We start from the raw sequence: 15,686 nt of genomic DNA on the forward strand, positions 1-15,686 counted from the left end.
GATTCGTCGGGCCCGTCCGATCAGACGCGGGCACCCTCGCCGAGGCGGTACCGGGCACCCGTGTGGTCCTCGGCCAGGCGGGGGCCGGCCCCGGTGAGCTGCTCGCGGACCGTGGCACCTGCGGTCGGTGCGGGCAGGAGTCCGCGGCGGCGCAGTTCGGGTGAGACATACTTCGCGAAGCGTTCGGCATCGGCCGGGCGCACGGCCGCGGCGATGTTGAATCCGTCGATATCGGCTTCGGTCATCCAGCGTTCGAATTCGTCGACGATGGTCTCCGGTGATCCGGTGATGACCGGTCCGCGTCCGCCGAGGGCGACGAACTCCGCGAGGTCCCGAATCGTCCAGGGTTTGTCTCCGGCCATGGTGGTGAAGGAGGCGAGCGCCGACTGGTTGGCTTCGGTCGAGACGTATTCGAGGGTGTCCTCGGGGTCAGCTCCCGAGAGGTCGACCCCGGTCCATCCGCCGAACAGGGACAGCGCGGATTCGGTGTCGACGTAGCGGCGATAGTCGGCCAGGCGAGCCTCGGCGGCTTCGTCCGTGTCGTCGACGATGACGGTGGCCAGAGCGAAGATCTTCACCGCGTCACGGGCGCGTCCGCGCTCTTCGAGTCCGTCGCGGACCTTGTCGACCCAGCTGCGCAGGATCTCCGGGGTCGGTCCGGAGAAGAAGATCGCCTCGGCGTGGTCGAGTGCGAATTCCTGGCCGCGCTTGGACGCACCGGCCTGGAAGAGCAGCGGGGTGCCCTGCGGTCCGGGGACGGCGAGCGCCTGACCGGGAACGGTGAAGAACTTGCCGTCGTGGCCGATGCCGTGGACCTCATTCGGGTCGACGAAGACGTTGGCGTCGGCATCGGCTTTGAGCGCGTCAGGGGTGATCGAGCCCTCGAACAGCTTGTACATGACCTCCATGAACTCATCGGCCCGGTCGTAGCGCTCATCGTGCGGGATCTGGCCCTTGAGCCCGAGATTGCGGGCGGCGGAGTCGACATAGCTGGTGACGATGTTCCAGGCCACCCGCCCGTTCGTGAAGTGATCGAGAGTGGTCAGGGTGCGGGCGAGCAGGTAGGGCTTCTCATAGGTCACCGAGGCGGTCACCCCGAATCCCAACGTCGTCGTGGCTGCGGCCATAGCGGGGACTGCGACGAGGGGGTCGAGCAGCGGGAACTGCACTCCCCCACGGTTCGTGACATCGGCGTTGCCGCCGTACACGTCGTAGACGCCGAGGATGTCGGCGAGGAAGAGAGAGGAGAATCCGCCGTCCTCGAGGGTCTTGGCCAGGTCCGTCCAGAAGGACAGCTGGGTGAACTCGTCGACTCTCGATTCCGGATGGCGCCACAGTCCGGGCGACTGGTGGACCGGGGTCATCATGTCGAAGGCATTGAGCAGGATCGGTTTCGTCATGGGAGTCTCCTGTGTTCGGTGTGGTGGTGCAATGAGTGCGGGCCGACGTATCGGCGGGGGTGTTCAGGCCGCGGTGCGGGCGAGCGCTCGGGCAGGATCCTTTGCGCCGATGGCGGCGATGAGCGAGAGGACGCACAACAGGGTGAGATAGCCGCAGATGAGCCACGGCGAGTGGCCGCCGGCAACGTAGAGCAGGGCCGCGACCATCGGCATGATTCCGCCGCCGATGACGGTGCCCAGCTGGTAGCCCATGTTCACGCCCGAGTAGCGGACCTCGATGGGGAACTGTTCGGCGAACCACGCGGCCTGCGGGCCGTAGATCGCATCGTGGGCGAGATTCATGCCGAGGATGACGATGATGGGCAGGAACGCCAAGGGGCCCGAGTCGAGGAAGGCGAAGAAGATCCAGCCGAAGACAGCGACGCCGATGATGCCGCCGATGCTCACGCGTTTGCGACCGACCTTGTCCGAGGCCCACCCCCAGAGAGGCCCGGTGAACAGTCCGATCGCCGAGGCGATCATGACGGCCGTGACACCCGAGGTCGAGTCGCCGCGGTTCTCCGACAGGTAGCTGAGCATGTAGACGGTGATGAGGTAGAAGACGCTGTTCTGCGCCAGGCGGAGTCCGATGGTGACGAGGAGGACCCGTGGGTGTTTGGTCAGCACGTCGCGCAGGGGCGCCTTGGCGACGTTGCCGGAGGCCTTGAGCTCCTGGAATTCCGGAGCATCGGAGACGCCGAGGCGGATCCAGAGTCCCAGCGCGACGAGCAGAGCGGAGGCGAGGAAGGGGATGCGCCAGCCGAAGGCTTCGAACTGTTCGTCGGTGAGCAGGCTCTGGACGGTGAAGAAGGCGCCGGTGGCCAAAAGCATTCCCGCGGCGGAGCCGATCTGGGTGAAGGAGCCGAACAGTCCGCGCTTGCTCGCCGGTGCGTGTTCGACCGAGAGCAGTGCCGAGCCGCCCCATTCCGCTCCGGCTGAGAGTCCCTGCACGATGCGCAGGACGACGAGGGCAGCAGCTGCCCACCAGCCGATCGCGTTGAAGTTCGGGACGAGTCCGATGAGCGTCGACGCGATTCCCATGGACAGCAGGGAGACGACGAGAAGAGCCTTTCTGCCCACCCGATCGCCGAGATGGCCGGCGATGATGCCGCCCAGTGGTCGGGCGAAGAAGCCGACGGCGAGGCTGGCGAAGGCGGCGAGGCTGCTGCCCAGCTCACTGTGGCTGGGGAAGAACTGGACATTGAAGATCAGGGCTGCTGCGGTGCCGTAGAGGTAGAAGTCGTACCACTCGATCGTCGTTCCGGCGAAGGCCGAGGCGAGCACCCGCTTCTTTCCCGACAGGAGCCGCTGCGGTGGGTCCTGGGTTCTCGGTGCGGTGACCGAAGTCTGCGTCATGTGATGCTCCTCTGCGGCGGGGTTCGGGCGGCTCGCGGCCAGACGAGTCCGTGTTTCGCTGAGCAATCTATGCCCGGACGTCGCCGTCACCGGCGCTTTTGTGTCACGTCCTGACGCTCAGCGTCATATGTGGTCATAAGTCGTCTTCGTATGACCTTGGCCACGACGGAAACGCTTCCGCTTTGCAATGATCGACTTCATAGGCACGCGCAGACGGCCTCGTCTACATTGTCTGCTCAACAGATCAGCAGGCGCCCGAGACTCCGACGACCGCACGAAGACAGAGGTGAAGGAATGACACTCTTGGCAGACCCCACCACACAAGCACCGGCACCGGTGACCCCCGCAACACCTGAGACCCTCCGCGAGACCTTCTCCCACTTCCCTCAGGGCGTCGCCTTCATCGGGGCCGAGGTCGATGCGGCGCCCCTGGGCCTCGTCGCCTCCACCCTCACCGTCGGCGTCTCCCTCGACCCACCGCTGGTCAGCGTCGCGATCCAGAACTCATCGACCACCTGGCCCACCCTGCGCCGGGCGCCCGAGCTCGGGATCTCCCTGCTCGGCACCGACCAGGAGCACCTGGCCAGGCAGCTGGCAGCGAAAGACCGCAGCCGACGCTTCACCGGCGTCAGCCCCGAAGTCACGGCCGGAGGCGGACTGACGATCCCCGGCAGCTCCGCATTCCTCTGGACTCGTCTCTACGAAGAGGTCGCAGCCGGTGACCATACCGTGGCCCTGCTCGAGATCCTCGGCACCCGCAACGACGACGGACCCGAGGCTCTGGTCTTCCACCGCAGCGAGTTCAAAGGCCTGCGCGTCTCCTGACCCTGCCTGACCACGGCGCCCCACCCTTGACTCTGATTCGAACTCATGTTCGAATGAAGTCATGCGGTGGAACGAAGTGAGTGACGGCACCGGCTCGAGCTCCCCGGTCCTCTTCGGAACGAAGGGACTGATCCGGTCGGTGCAGACGCCGGAATTCTCAGGAATCACCTTCCACGAGGTGCTGGCGAAGTCCGCTCTCAACGGCGTCCCGCGATCGAGTTCGATGCCGTTCTCCTGGACGGTCAACCCCTACCGCGGCTGCTCGCACGCCTGCGTGTACTGCTTCGCAAGGAACACCCACCGCTACCTCGATCTCGACTCCGGGACGGACTTCGATCGCCAGGTTGTCGTCAAGGTCAATGTCGCCGAAGTCCTCGCCGCCGAACTGGCACGCCCGAAGTGGGCGCGTGACCATGTCGCCCTGGGCACGAACACCGACCCCTATCAGCGGGCCGAAGGCCGCTACTGCCTGATGCCGGGAATCATCACTGCCCTGGCCGAGCAGTCGACACCGATGTCGATTCTGACCAAGGGCACACTGCTGCGCCGCGATCTGCCGCTGCTGGCCCGCGTCGCCGAAGACGCTCCGGTGGAGATCAACATGTCGATCGCCGTCCACGACGACGCCCTGCAGCAGAGCATCGAGCCCGGCACGCCGACGACGAAGGCCCGACTGGCCACCGTACGCGCGGCCGCCGAGCTCGGATTCGACGTCACCGTCTTCATGATGCCGATCATGCCGAAGCTCACCGACTCCCGCGACCACCTCGAGTCCGCACTCCGAGCAATCAAGGACGCGGGTGCCGAACGAGTCGTCTACGGGGCGCTGCACCTGCGTCCAGGCGCCCGCGAATGGTTCTTCGAATGGCTCGAACGCGAACACCCCGAGCTCCTCCCCCGCTACCGCACGATGTATGCCCGGTCCCCCTACGTGTCGAAGGAGTATCGACGATGGCTCGGTGAGCGCATCAACCCGCTCATCGACCGCTTCGGACTGCGAGGCCGCAGCGATGACGATTACCCGGCGACCTCCCTGATGCGCGGACGCAGGGAATCGAACCGAACCCCGCATCAGACAAACCTGCAGACGGCACCGGCCCAGCAGTTCGCCGCCCCGGCGCAGCAGGCGCTGTTCTGAATCGGACCGGAATATCCGCGCGTCGGGCGCGGTTGGCACTCATATGAAGATTGAGATCTGGTCGGACATCGCCTGCCCCTGGTGCTATATCGGAAAACGTCGCTTCGAGGATGCCCTCGATGGCTTCGCTCACGGGGACGACGTCGATGTCCAATGGCGCAGTTTCCAGCTCGATCCGAGCCTGCCCGATCACTTCGACGGCACCGAGACCGAATACCTCAGCCAGATGAAGGGCATGCCCGCCGCTCAGGTGCGGCAGATGTTCGACCATGTCACAGAGCAGGCTGCCGGAGTCGGCCTGAACTACGACTTCGATTCGATCGTCGTGGCCAACAGCTTCACCGCCCATCGCTTCCTCCACTTCGCCAAGACCCACGGGCTCATGTCACAGGCCAAGGAAGCTCTGCTGTCGGGGCACTTCGAGAAGGGGCGCGACATCGGTGACATCGATTATCTCGCCGAGGTGGGGCGTGAGATCGGCCTCGATTCCGACGAAGTCCGACGTGTCCTCGCAACCGATGAGTACTCCGAGGAGGTGCGGTCCGATATCAATGAGGCCCGCTCGCTCGGCGCCAACGGCGTCCCGTTCTTCGTCATCGACCGCAAGTACGGCATCTCCGGGGCACAGCCGGCCGACGTCTTCACCCAGGCCCTCGAGACGGCATGGGATGAGGGCCAGAAGCTCACCGTGCTCGCCGGCCCTCCGCAGTCAACCGACAAAGACAAGGCAGATGAACTCACCGAGGGCGCAGTCTGCGGCCCGGACGGCTGCCACTAAAAGCCCCCCTCCCCTTAATTGCTACCTGACGGCGGCCCAGCAACCTCGCGCGAGGTTGCTGGGCCGCCGTCAGGTAGTAATTGGGTCAGGGGCGGGGGACGATGGTCGTGTACCTGAAGTGCTCCTCGCAGAGCCTTCCCGCCGCTGCGGCGTCTCCGGCGGCGATCGCCTCGACGATCGCAGCGTGGTCGTCCACAGCGTGGTCGAAGAGCTCTGGAGAGAACGGGTCGTGACGGAAACCGGCGTTGATCTTCGTATCGAGGTCGATGGCCATGCGCACGAGTTCCGGGTTGTGCCCGGCACGGGCGATGGCGAAGTGGAACTGCGCGTCGGCAGTGCGGGCGGCGGCCGCCTCGGCGCGTTGCGAATAGACCTCGGCCAGTTCCCGGAGCTCGCTCAGCTCCTCCTCGGTGCGTCGCAGTGCGGCTGTCGCCGCTAGAGAATTCTGGAAGACGGCGCGGGCGTCGAGCAGGTTCCGCCGTTCGGCATGGAATTCGTCGATTCTGCCGGCCATGGGAGCCAGCGCCTCGGGGCGGGCGGTCTTGACGAACGTCCCTCCCCCGCGTCCACGGCGGCGCTCGACGACTCCGAGACGCTCTAACCGCAGCAGAGCTGCGCGCACGCTGGAACGGGACACCTGCAGATCCGCGGCCAACGTGCGTTCACCCGGCAGCAGGGTGCCTTCCGGCAGCGCTCCGACGGCGATTCCGGAGAGGATATGGTCGGCGATCTGCTGCGGCGCGCTCGTCAGGCTCACCACTTCGCCCAGTCCAGCGAACTCGTGGCCCGCCGATGTCGTGTCGTCGCTCAATCTGCCTCCCGCTTCCTTGGCACGGCTGCTTCCGATTCTAAACTCCACCGGCACCGCACCACGGCATCGACAGGCGACCGGGCAGCGGGACAAAGCCGCGTTTCCAGCATAGGATCGACACCATCATGACTGTTCACACTCGCCTGCTCACGCCCGGCACCGTTTCGCCCGAACGCGGTGTGCCGAAGGACATCCCCCGCCCAGAGTACGTCGGTCGCGCCGACGCCGATGAAGGCCGGGGAAACAATTTCTACAGCCCCGAGGAGGTCGAGGTGGTCCGGGCGGCCGGCCGGATCGCGGCCAATGCCCTGGCTGCCGTCGGCGAGATGATCGTCCCCGGCATCACGACCGACGACATCGACAGGGTGGCGCACGAGTTCATGTGCGATCATGGAGCGTACCCGTCGACGCTGAGCTATCGCGGTTTCCCGAAATCCGTGTGCACCTCCGTCAATGAGGTGATCTGCCACGGCATCCCCGATTCGACCGTCATCGAAGGCGGCGACATCGTCAATGTCGATATCACCGCCTACTACCAGGGCATGCACGGAGACACGAACTACACATTCACCGCCGGAGACGCCGATGAGGAGTCCCGTCTGCTCATCGAACGCACCTACGAGTCGATGATGCGAGGAATCAAGGCGGTCAAGCCGGGGCGTCAGATCAACGTCATCGGACGGGTGATCGAGAAGTACGCGAAGCGCTTCGACTATGGAGTCGTGCGCGACTACAGCGGGCACGGCGTCGGACGCGAATTCCACTCCGGGCTCATCATCCCGCACTATGACGCGGCTCCCGCCCACGCGGAGACGATGGAACCGGGAATGATCTTCACGATCGAACCGATGCTCAACCTCGGCACGATCGACTGGGACGTTTGGGATGATTCCTGGACCGTGGTGACGAAGGATCGCAAGCGCTCCGCTCAGTTCGAGCACACGCTGGTGGTGACCGAATCCGGTGCCGATATCCTGACTCTGCCCGATGCCGACACCGCGATTGCCGCCGGACCCGCACATGAGGAGAGCTGAAATGAGCGCGGAGACCTCACCACGCTTTGCGATCGGAATCGACATCGGCGGCACCGGGATCAAAGCGGCACTCGTCGACACGGTGACGGGCAAGCTGCCGTTCAAGCGGCTGCGCGAGCTCACTCCGAAGCCGAGCACCCCGGATGCCGTGGCTGCGACGATCGCCACGGTGTTGGATGCGCTGAGCGAACGTGCCGTCGAACTCGAACTCGTCGCCGACCGTGCCGCTATCGACTCCCTTCCGGTCGGCTGCGGATTCCCCGGCGTCATCCGCGAAGGACTCGTCGAATACACGGCGAACCTCGACCAGAGTTGGATCGGTTCGCCCATCGCCGACATCATCGGCGAGAGCACGGGCCACACCGTGTACTTCCTCAACGACGCCGATGCCGCCGGACTGGCCGAGATGACCTTCGGGGCCGGACGCAAGCACCGGAAGAAGACGGTGCTGCTGACGACGCTGGGCACGGGAATCGGAACCGCACTGTTCACTCAGGGCAGGCTGGTCCCGTACACCGAACTCGGCCATATCGAGATGAACGGCGCCGATGCCGAGACACAGGCAGCGGAATCGGTCAGGACCAGGCTGGGACTGACCTATCCGGAATGGTCGGCTCGGCTGCAGCAATACTATGCCCAGATTGAGCTGCTGGTCGCGCCCGACGTCATCATCGTCGGCGGAGGTGTCTCGAAGTCCCATGACCAGTTCCTGCCGCTCATCAGGACGCGGGCGAAGCTCAAGGCGGCGAAGCTGTACAACAACGCCGGAATCGTGGGAGCCGCGATGATCGCGGTCAACGACGGAAAGGCGAAGGTCCGTCGCAGTCCGTCTTGAGAGGACACAGCAGAAGACGCTGAGAATGAGGACAGGCCACCGATAAGCCGGGTTCTGTCGACGAGTCGGTTGCCCTTCTCGCCTGACGGTCATCTATCTGGGACCGATGTTGCCACCGGCCTCAAGCAATCCACCCGACGACTCGGCGAGCAGCCTCGAACGTCGTCTGTCTGATCTTGCTCCGGATGGGGTTTACCCAGCAGCGACGGTCACCCGCCGCCCTGGTGGTCTCTTACACCACCGTTTCACCCTTACCCAGTCGGAACTGGGCGGTCTGCTTTCTGTTGCACTGGCCCGCGGGTCGCCCCGGGTGGGTGTTACCCACCATCCCTACTCTGTGGAGCCCGGACGTTCCTCAGCCCTCGCGAAGAGAGCCGCGACCGTCTGGTGACCTGTCCTCAAGCATCCCAGTGTAGTCGCTCCGCGACTCCCCCACGCACACGGCACCCACACGCGGCGGAGGCCGGAGACCGAGCGTGATCAACCTCATCCGCACCCGGTCCCAGCCGCGTCACTGCGTGATCATACGATGGGGTGGTGAAGATCCTGCTGCCGCCCTCCGAGGGCAAGACTCCGTCGCCGACCGGTCCCACGCTCGATCTCGACGGTCTCTCGGCTCCGGAACTCACTACGAAGCGCAAGCGTGTGCTCGCTGCGCTGAAGAAGGTCTCGAAGCGCCGAGATGCCCTCGAGAAGCTCGGCGTCGGCGCGTCGCTCTCCGCGGACGTCGATCGGAACACCGTCCTCGATGAGATCCCCTGTGCCCCCGCGCTGCTCACCTATTCCGGTGTGCTCTATGAAGCGATGGGTGCTGGCGAACTGGTGGCGCAGTCGAACGATGACGATAAGCTGCGGGACCGCCTCCACGACGTCCACGTATTCTCCGCCCTGTTCGGCCGGGTGCACGGACTCGATGAGATCCCCGCTTACCGGCTGGCGATGAAGACCGATCTGGGGACCTTGGGAAAGCTGACATCCTATTGGAAGCCGGTTCTGGCGAAGTCCTGCTCCCTCGACCCCGCCGAGGTGGCCCTCGACTGCCGCTCGAGCGATTACCGGTCCGTGTGGCCGGGTCCCACCGATCAGGTCGTCACCATGGGCGCGGTGTCCGTCAGCGGCGGGAAACGTCGCGTCGTCTCCCACTGGGCGAAGTTCTATCGAGGCGAGTTCGCCGGTCGGCTGCTCTCCGCTGATCGTGCCCTGCCGGAGACGGCTGAAGACCTTGTGTCCCGGGCCGAGGAGTTCTATGAGGTTGAATTCACAGCCTCGACGAGCGCGAAGTCGGCGAACCTCATGATCGTCCTCCGCGACTGAGAGGCTCGTCAACAGCGACTCTGTCCTTCAACGTCGACGAGATCAGTCGAGGTAGGATCAGCTGCGGCGCAGCAGCACTGCCTCGCATTCTTCGCATTCATAGGTTTCGTTGGCATCGGCGCCGAGCATTCCGTGCCAGGCTGCTCCGCCGATCTCCTGTCCGCACGCCTGACAGTTCGGACCATTGAGCAGGGCGGCTCCGGGACCGCCCTGCCGGACATTGGCATCGAATGTCGTGAGCAGCTGCTGCGGCAGCTCGCTCCTCGCGCCCGACGCCGCTGCCTCGTTCTCGGCGATGAGTTCCCGCAGTTCGGCCTTCCTGTCCTTCACCGCAGTCTGCACCTCTTTGCCAGAGGCCGTGACTTCGGCGATTCGGTCATCGACTGCCGCGAGTTCGTCTTCAGCGGCTTCGAGCTTCTCCATCTCCTCCAGCTGCGATTCTTCGAGTTCGGCGACCCGAGCTTCGTGACCGGCGATCTCCTCTTGCAGATTCACCATGTCTCTGCTGGTCAGACCGGTTCCGTCGTTGAGCTCGGCGGTCTTCTTCTCGATCTTCGACCGCTGTGCTTCGATGAGTCCGGTGGCTTCGGTGATGGCGTCCTGATGGCCGTCGACGACAGCGGCGGCCTCGGTCCGCTTCTCTCCGAGCTCCTTGTGGCGGGAGATGAGCTCCTGCAGCTCTTCTGCCCTCTTCGGGTTGTCATGTTCGAACTGGAGGGCGCGCCCGTGGGCGGTGAGTTCGATGAGGGTCTGCAGCGCAGTTCTCTGGCTGTCGGTGATGAGCATCGTCGGTCTCCTTGTCAGTACCGTTCGACCCAGGGGTCGGTGTTGACTGCCGAGTGCTGCAGCGAGACAGTGAACCCGCGCCGCGCGAATTCGGTCTCGAGTGCCTCGGCCGCCGCATTCAGCCAGACCGTCTCAGACGCCCAGTGGGAGAGGTCGATGAGCGAGAGTCCGCGCTCTCGACGATTCGCCGCATCAAGCGCCTCGGTGGCCGGGTGATGGCGGAGGTCGGCGGTGACGTAGACGTCGGCGCCGCTGGCCCTGACCTCGTCGAACAGCGAGTCGCCGGCGCCGCCGCAGACCGCGACACGAGTCGCTGTCGCAGCGGGATCGCCGGCGATCCGCACACCGGTCGTGGTGCGCGGCAGCTGCGCGGCCAGTCGCCTGGCAAGGTCCCGGACCGGTGTGGGCCGGTCGAGGTCGCCGACGCGGCCGATCCCGGTCGGCAGCGAGCCGCGTCCCGAATCATCAGCCTCGTCATGCGGGGACAGTGGCTGCGCTTCCTCGATCCCCAAGAGTGAGATGAGCACATCGGAGACTCCGCCGCGGGCCGAATCGGCGTTCGTGTGCGCATTGAACAGCGCAATATCGTTGCTGATGAGAGTGTGGACGGCTCCTCCCTTCAAAGTTGCGGCGTTCACCGAATTCACGGGTTTGAGCATGAGCGGATGATGGTTGAACACCAGGTCTGCGCCGAGTACGACGGCCTCGGCGATCACGGCGTCCATAGGATCAAGAGCCAAGAGGATCGATCGGACCTCGGCGTCGGGGTCGCCGACGGCCAGTCCTACGGAATCCCAGGACTCGGCCAGGGCAGGTGGCCACAGTGAGTCGAACACCTCTACGCAGTCACTCACCTTCGGATGTCTCATGCCCCCACACTATTACATCCGAACCGAGACACATCGCCGGCAGCGTGGGACCGAGGACCCTGCCCAGAGATCAGCCGACGATTTTCGCCGAACGTGATCTGGCTCATATATTTGGATCATGACAACTACACGCGCCTCCTCCGAATCACCCGTCATCAGAACCTCGTCCACGGTCTCTGATCTCATCCGACGCAGCGCCGGCCGTTTCCCCACCGATACAGCCATCGAATTCGGCGACCGAACCTGGACCTATGCAGAACTCGACTCTGCCGTGACCGCAGTGGCCCGCGAACTGGTTCGTCTCGGCGTGACCAAGGGCGACCGTGTCGCCGCCTATGGGAAGAACTCCGACGTCTTCGTCCTCCTCTATCTCGGCTGCGCCCGCGCCGGGTTCATCCACGTGCCGGTCAATTATCAGCTGAAGAGCGACGAACTCGACTACATCCTCAGCAACTCCGGTGCCGAGATCGTCTTCGCCGACTCCGACCTCAAGTCCGCCGTCACCTCAACCCCGACCGGAGCCGAGGCGCAGGTGATCGACTTCGCCGATCTCGTTCCAGTCGCCACCGCGGAGGACATCGCCCCTGCCGGCAGCGCAGAATTCTCCGTCGACGACACGGACGTGGCACAGCTGCTCTACACCTCCGGCACCACCTCGGCGCCGAAAGGTGCGGTGATGACCCATCGTGCCCTTCTGCACGAGTACCTGTCGTCCCTGATGTCCCTCGACTTCGCCGCGACCGATCGTGCCGTCCATGCCCTGCCGCTCTATCATTCCGCGCAGATGCACGTCTTCCTGCTGCCGCTTCTGTCGATCGGCGCGCACAACATCATCGTCCCCGCGCCCGTGCCCGAGCAGCTGCTCGCCATCTTCGAGGAACGGAAGGTCAATTCGTTCTTCGCCGCCCCCACCGTCTGGGTGGCGTTGGCCAACAGCCCCGACCTCGAAACACGCAACCTCGACAGCCTCCACAAGGCCTACTACGGAGCTTCGATCATGCCCGGACCGATCCTCGAGCGCCTGCGCCGGCGGCTTCCGCAGCTGGGTTTCTACAACTGCTTCGGCCAGTCGGAGCTGGGCCCGCTGTGCACTGTGCTGCGTCCCGAGGAACACGACGATCACCCGGGTTCGGCCGGTCGCCCGGTGATGTTCGTCGAGACCCGCGTCGTCGACGCCGCCGGTGACGACGTCGGCCCCGGCGAGGAGGGCGAGATCCTCTACCGGTCGCCGCAGCTGTGCGAAGGCTACTGGAACCGGCCGGAAGCCACCGCCGAGGCGTTCGACAACGGCTGGTTCCATTCCGGGGACCTCGTCAAGGTCGCCGAGGTGGCTGTGGTCGGGATCGCCGATGAGAAGTGGATCGAGGCGGTGGCCGCCTTCGTCGTCCTCAAGGACGGACAGCCGCCGCTGTCGGCCGATGATGTCATCGGTCACGTCAAGTCCCGCTTGGCCGGGTTCAAGGTGCCCAAGCGGGTGGAGTTCGTTGCCGAACTGCCGAAGAACTCAGCCGGGAAGATCCTCAAGCGCAGCCTGCGCCAAGCCTGAGGGCACGCGGACGCTCAGGCATTGGCGACTTCTGCGGTACCTGCGCCGCGTCGGCGGATGACGGGATCGGTGTGGGCGGCCGCCTCGGCGGAGGTCTGCCGATCGGAACAGCAGCCCGCTTCCCCACCGCATCCTGCAACGGATTCCTCTGTCCGGGCCTCCCCGCCCTCCTGACCGAGGATGGTGAATCCGTTGTCGCGGATCATGGCGAGGTCATCGGCGGCGGCTTGGCCCTCGGCGGTGAGATAGTCGCCGAGGAAGATCGAGTTGGCCAGCTGCAGCGCCATCGGCTGGAGGGATTTGAGGTGGATCTCGCGACCGCCGGCCAGTCGGATCTCACTGTCGGGGCAGACGAAGCGGGCCGTCGCGACGATCTTCATGCACTGCATGGGCGTGAGGTTCCATTGTCCCTCGAGCGGCGTGCCGTCGAATGGAACGAGGAAGTTGATCGGGATCGACTCGGATCCGAGGGCCTTGAGCGCGAACAGCGCCTCGACGATCTGCTCGTCGCTTTCGCCGAGCCCGACGATGAGGCCGCTGCAGGGTGAGAGTCCAGCCGCCTTGGCGTGTTCGACGGTATTCGTCCGGTCCTCGTAGGTGTGGGTCTTGACAATATTGTCGTGGAAGGATTCCGCGGTGTTGATGTTGTGGTTGTAGGCATCGGCGCCGGCTTCCTTGAGCGCCTCGGCCTGACCTTCCTTGAGGATGCCCAGACACGCACACACCTCGACTTCGGGATTCTCGTCTTTGAGGCGTTCGACGATCTCACCGACGCGGCCCACGTCGCGACGGCTCGGTCCACGACCGCTGGCGACGAGGCAGACGCGCGACGCCCCGCCGCCGATGCCCATACTCGCCTGATCCATGGCATCGTCGGTGCTCAGCCACGAGTATTTGAGGATCTCGGCCTTCGACCCCAGTGACTGTGAGCAGTAGGTGCAGCTTTCCGGGCACATTCCCGATTTGAGGTTGACGAGATAGTTCAACTTGATCGTCATGCCGAAGTGCTCTCGGCGGAGTCGCGATCCGGCATGGACGAGACCGAACAGCTCCTTATCCGGCGTAGCCAGGAGAGCGAGTGCGTCGGATTCAGTGGCTGGCTCCCCCGTGGAGAATGGACTCGGCGAGCCGTTCGGGGTTCACGTTCTGGTCAGGGTTCACAGTCGTCATCGATTGATCCTTTGTCTCCGGGCGATTGAACAAGGACAGAATCGGCCCAGCTCAGATCTCCTGAACACTGTTCAAAGCGCTATCAGAATGCTGAACCCGCCTTCCGGAGCAGGGTCCTCAGACACACCGGCCATACCGGATCGTCAGCGTTCGAGTCGGCGTGCCGGCGGGCTGGAGCATAGAATTCTTTCGCCGGCCCCGAGCGCTGCCCGACCGCCGGCCAACGACCCAGTACAGGGAAGAACGGAACGAGGAGCACAATGGCGGAGTCGGCACCCACGGACACTCGCGAAGGAACAGGCAGTCGCCGCGGCTGGCGTCTGCACGGAGACGGGCGGACGATCGCTCCCGGAGAGAGGGTTCTGCCGGAAGAGCGTCTGAGTTGGCCGCGGACCATCAGCATCGGTGCACAGCATGTCGTGGCGATGTTCGGCGCGACGTTCCTCGTGCCCCTGCTCACCGGGTTCCCACCGTCGACGACGCTGTTCTTCACCGCCATCGGCACGCTGCTGTTCCTGCTCATCACGAAGGGCATGATGCCCTCCTACCTCGGTTCGTCGTTCGGGCTGCTCGCTCCGATCGGGGCCGTCACGGGGTTCTCGGCAACGGCCGGAGAGGACCTCGAACCTCATGCCATGGCGTTGGCTCAAGGTGGAATCATCTCGGTGGGAGTCACCTTGGCGCTCGTCGGGCTCGTGGTCCATTTCGTCGGCGTCCGATGGATCGAAGTGACCATGCCCCCAGTGGTGACCGGGGCCATTGTGGCCCTCATCGGGCTAAACCTGGCTCCGGCCGCCTGGGATTGGGTCAAGGCCGCTCCCCTGACCGCCGTGATCACGATCGTCGCGATTCTGCTGACCACGGTGCTCTTCCGCGGGATGCTCGGCCGACTCTCGATCCTCATCGGCGTCCTGGTCGGCTATGGTGCGGCATGGCTGCAGGGTGACCTCGACTTCTCCACCGTCTCGAAAGCCGACTGGGTGGGACTGCCCGCGTTCCATGCACCGGCGTTCGATCTCGGCTACCTCGGCCTGTTCCTGCCCGTCGTCCTCGTCCTCATCGCCGAGAACATCGGCCATGTGAAATCGGTCGCCGCAATGACTGGCCGCGACCTCGATCACCTGACGGGCCGGACGCTTTTCGCCGACGGTTTCTCCACCATCCTTGCCGGATCCGGCGGCGGTTCGGGAACGACGACCTATGCCGAGAACATCGGCGTCATGGCAGCCACGCGCATCTTCTCCACTGCCGCCTACCTGTGCGCGGCGATCATCGCCCTCGTCCTCAGCATGCTGCCGAAGTTCGGTGAGATCATCGCGACGATCCCTCCCGGGGTCCTCGGCGGAGCTGCGACCGTGCTGTACGGAATGATCGGCATGCTCGGCGTGCGGATCTGGGTGGAGAACAAGGTCGACTTCTCCAACCCGATCAACCTCAACACTGCCGCGGTCTCGCTCATCGTCGCCATCGCGAACTTCACCTGGACCTCGGGCGGACTGCAGTTCGAAGGCATCGCCCTGGGCACCGCCTCGGCGATCATCATCTATCAGGTGATGAAGGCGATCGCCCGGTGGCGGGGCACGGATCCCGACATCGTCGCGGAGAACTTCGCCGAGGCGGCTGACCGAACCGATGCCGGCTCCCGGAAGCCAGGCTCACCCTCCTGAGCGCGAGTCGTGAAGATGGGGGTGCGCTGCATTCGTGCAGCGCACCCCCATCGCGACGGTGATCGGCTGTGAATGCAGAAGTGCCGCAACCTCGCCTGAGCGATGCTGCGGCACTTTC

14 protein-coding genes and 1 other RNA gene are annotated in these 15,686 nt (G+C 64.8%); 8 read left to right on the forward strand and 7 right to left on the reverse strand.

Features of this window, described 5'->3' with window-relative positions; translation table 11 throughout:
• Positions 1-20: 20 nt before the first annotated feature.
• Together ACSBQT_RS00245 and ACSBQT_RS00250 are read right to left on the reverse strand one after the other, a co-directional pair.
• Positions 21-1,400 (reverse strand): LLM class flavin-dependent oxidoreductase, encoded by a 1,380-nt coding sequence (locus ACSBQT_RS00245; RefSeq protein ID WP_435000556.1) that lies wholly within the window; start codon positions 1,398-1,400, stop codon positions 21-23.
• A 63-nt stretch (positions 1,401-1,463) separates the two neighbouring features.
• A complete protein-coding gene (locus ACSBQT_RS00250; RefSeq protein WP_410710363.1) occupies positions 1,464-2,795 on the reverse strand; it encodes an MFS transporter in 1,332 nt (443 codons plus the stop codon).
• Between the two features lie 294 nt (positions 2,796-3,089).
• Between ACSBQT_RS00250 and ACSBQT_RS00255 the strand changes: the two genes are divergently transcribed.
• The 3 genes from ACSBQT_RS00255 (at position 3,090) to ACSBQT_RS00265 (ending at position 5,536) form a co-directional block, all read left to right on the forward strand.
• The gene (locus tag ACSBQT_RS00255; protein ID WP_167195074.1) at positions 3,090-3,620 is read left to right on the forward strand and encodes a flavin reductase family protein; all 531 of its coding nucleotides are present in this window, start codon (positions 3,090-3,092) and stop codon (positions 3,618-3,620) included.
• Between the two features lie 61 nt (positions 3,621-3,681).
• On the forward strand, positions 3,682-4,758 hold the full coding sequence (locus ACSBQT_RS00260) for an Rv2578c family radical SAM protein (RefSeq protein WP_410710364.1): 1,077 nt from the start codon (positions 3,682-3,684) through the stop codon (positions 4,756-4,758).
• A gap of 43 nt (positions 4,759-4,801) precedes the next feature.
• On the forward strand, positions 4,802-5,536 hold the full coding sequence (locus ACSBQT_RS00265) for a DsbA family oxidoreductase (protein WP_410710365.1): 735 nt from the start codon (positions 4,802-4,804) through the stop codon (positions 5,534-5,536).
• An 85-nt stretch (positions 5,537-5,621) separates the two neighbouring features.
• Here ACSBQT_RS00265 and ACSBQT_RS00270 read toward each other — a convergent pair whose 3' ends face one another.
• Positions 5,622-6,347, reverse strand: coding sequence for a FadR/GntR family transcriptional regulator (locus tag ACSBQT_RS00270; protein ID WP_264801670.1), 726 nt, complete (start codon positions 6,345-6,347; stop codon positions 5,622-5,624).
• A gap of 125 nt (positions 6,348-6,472) precedes the next feature.
• Here ACSBQT_RS00270 and map point away from each other — a divergent pair, with 125 nt between their 5' ends.
• The gene (map, locus tag ACSBQT_RS00275; RefSeq protein ID WP_410710041.1) at positions 6,473-7,381 is read left to right on the forward strand and encodes a type I methionyl aminopeptidase; all 909 of its coding nucleotides are present in this window, start codon (positions 6,473-6,475) and stop codon (positions 7,379-7,381) included.
• Between the two features lies 1 nt (position 7,382).
• Positions 7,383-8,216 carry a polyphosphate--glucose phosphotransferase gene (ppgK, locus tag ACSBQT_RS00280; RefSeq protein WP_410710042.1) on the forward strand — a complete coding sequence of 278 codons (834 nt, stop codon included), beginning with the start codon at positions 7,383-7,385 and terminating at the stop codon, positions 8,214-8,216.
• Between the two features lie 27 nt (positions 8,217-8,243).
• Here ppgK and rnpB read toward each other — a convergent pair.
• Positions 8,244-8,612: RNase P RNA component class A (rnpB, locus tag ACSBQT_RS00285), an RNA gene on the reverse strand.
• A 141-nt stretch (positions 8,613-8,753) separates the two neighbouring features.
• Here rnpB and ACSBQT_RS00290 point away from each other — a divergent pair.
• Positions 8,754-9,530, forward strand: a complete 777-nt coding sequence (locus ACSBQT_RS00290) for a YaaA family protein (RefSeq protein ID WP_410710043.1) — start codon at positions 8,754-8,756, stop codon at positions 9,528-9,530.
• A 57-nt stretch (positions 9,531-9,587) separates the two neighbouring features.
• Here the strand turns inward: ACSBQT_RS00290 and ACSBQT_RS00295 are convergent, their stop codons facing one another.
• The gene (locus ACSBQT_RS00295; RefSeq protein ID WP_410710044.1) at positions 9,588-10,316 is read right to left on the reverse strand and encodes a zinc ribbon domain-containing protein; all 729 of its coding nucleotides are present in this window, start codon (positions 10,314-10,316) and stop codon (positions 9,588-9,590) included.
• A gap of 14 nt (positions 10,317-10,330) precedes the next feature.
• Positions 10,331-11,185 (reverse strand): Nif3-like dinuclear metal center hexameric protein, encoded by an 855-nt coding sequence (locus tag ACSBQT_RS00300; protein WP_410710045.1) that lies wholly within the window; start codon positions 11,183-11,185, stop codon positions 10,331-10,333.
• A 118-nt stretch (positions 11,186-11,303) separates the two neighbouring features.
• Between ACSBQT_RS00300 and ACSBQT_RS00305 the strand changes: the two genes are divergently transcribed.
• Entirely contained in the window at positions 11,304-12,731 is a 1,428-nt protein-coding gene (locus tag ACSBQT_RS00305; RefSeq protein WP_435000559.1) for an AMP-binding protein, read from the forward strand.
• Positions 12,732-12,745: 14 nt separating this feature from the next.
• On the opposite strand, the gene bioB is transcribed toward ACSBQT_RS00305, so the two are convergent.
• On the reverse strand, positions 12,746-13,801 hold the full coding sequence (gene bioB / locus ACSBQT_RS00310) for a biotin synthase BioB (RefSeq protein WP_435000770.1): 1,056 nt from the start codon (positions 13,799-13,801) through the stop codon (positions 12,746-12,748).
• Between the two features lie 360 nt (positions 13,802-14,161).
• On the opposite strand from bioB, the gene ACSBQT_RS00315 reads away from it, so the two are divergent.
• Positions 14,162-15,568 (forward strand): uracil-xanthine permease family protein, encoded by a 1,407-nt coding sequence (locus ACSBQT_RS00315; RefSeq protein ID WP_410710047.1) that lies wholly within the window; start codon positions 14,162-14,164, stop codon positions 15,566-15,568.
• The last annotated feature ends 118 nt before the right edge of the window (positions 15,569-15,686 follow it).

This window comes from Brevibacterium sp. H602, assembly GCF_051172395.1.
Taxonomy (GTDB): Bacteria; Actinomycetota; Actinomycetes; order Actinomycetales; family Brevibacteriaceae; genus Brevibacterium.

Coding starts and splice junctions, on each gene's coding strand:
- ACSBQT_RS00265 (WP_410710365.1), top strand. CDS start 4,802: ATGAAGATTGAGATCTGGTCGGACATCGCCTGCCCCTGGTGCTATATC.
- ACSBQT_RS00295 (WP_410710044.1), bottom strand. CDS start 10,316: ATGCTCATCACCGACAGCCAGAGAACTGCGCTGCAGACCCTCATCGAA.
- ACSBQT_RS00260 (WP_410710364.1), top strand. CDS start 3,682: ATGCGGTGGAACGAAGTGAGTGACGGCACCGGCTCGAGCTCCCCGGTC.
- ACSBQT_RS00300 (WP_410710045.1), bottom strand. CDS start 11,185: ATGAGACATCCGAAGGTGAGTGACTGCGTAGAGGTGTTCGACTCACTG.
- ACSBQT_RS00245 (WP_435000556.1), bottom strand. CDS start 1,400: ATGACGAAACCGATCCTGCTCAATGCCTTCGACATGATGACCCCGGTC.
- ppgK (WP_410710042.1), top strand. CDS start 7,383: ATGAGCGCGGAGACCTCACCACGCTTTGCGATCGGAATCGACATCGGC.
- ACSBQT_RS00315 (WP_410710047.1), top strand. CDS start 14,162: ATGGCGGAGTCGGCACCCACGGACACTCGCGAAGGAACAGGCAGTCGC.
- map (WP_410710041.1), top strand. CDS start 6,473: ATGACTGTTCACACTCGCCTGCTCACGCCCGGCACCGTTTCGCCCGAA.
- ACSBQT_RS00255 (WP_167195074.1), top strand. CDS start 3,090: ATGACACTCTTGGCAGACCCCACCACACAAGCACCGGCACCGGTGACC.
- ACSBQT_RS00305 (WP_435000559.1), top strand. CDS start 11,304: ATGACAACTACACGCGCCTCCTCCGAATCACCCGTCATCAGAACCTCG.
- ACSBQT_RS00250 (WP_410710363.1), bottom strand. CDS start 2,795: ATGACGCAGACTTCGGTCACCGCACCGAGAACCCAGGACCCACCGCAG.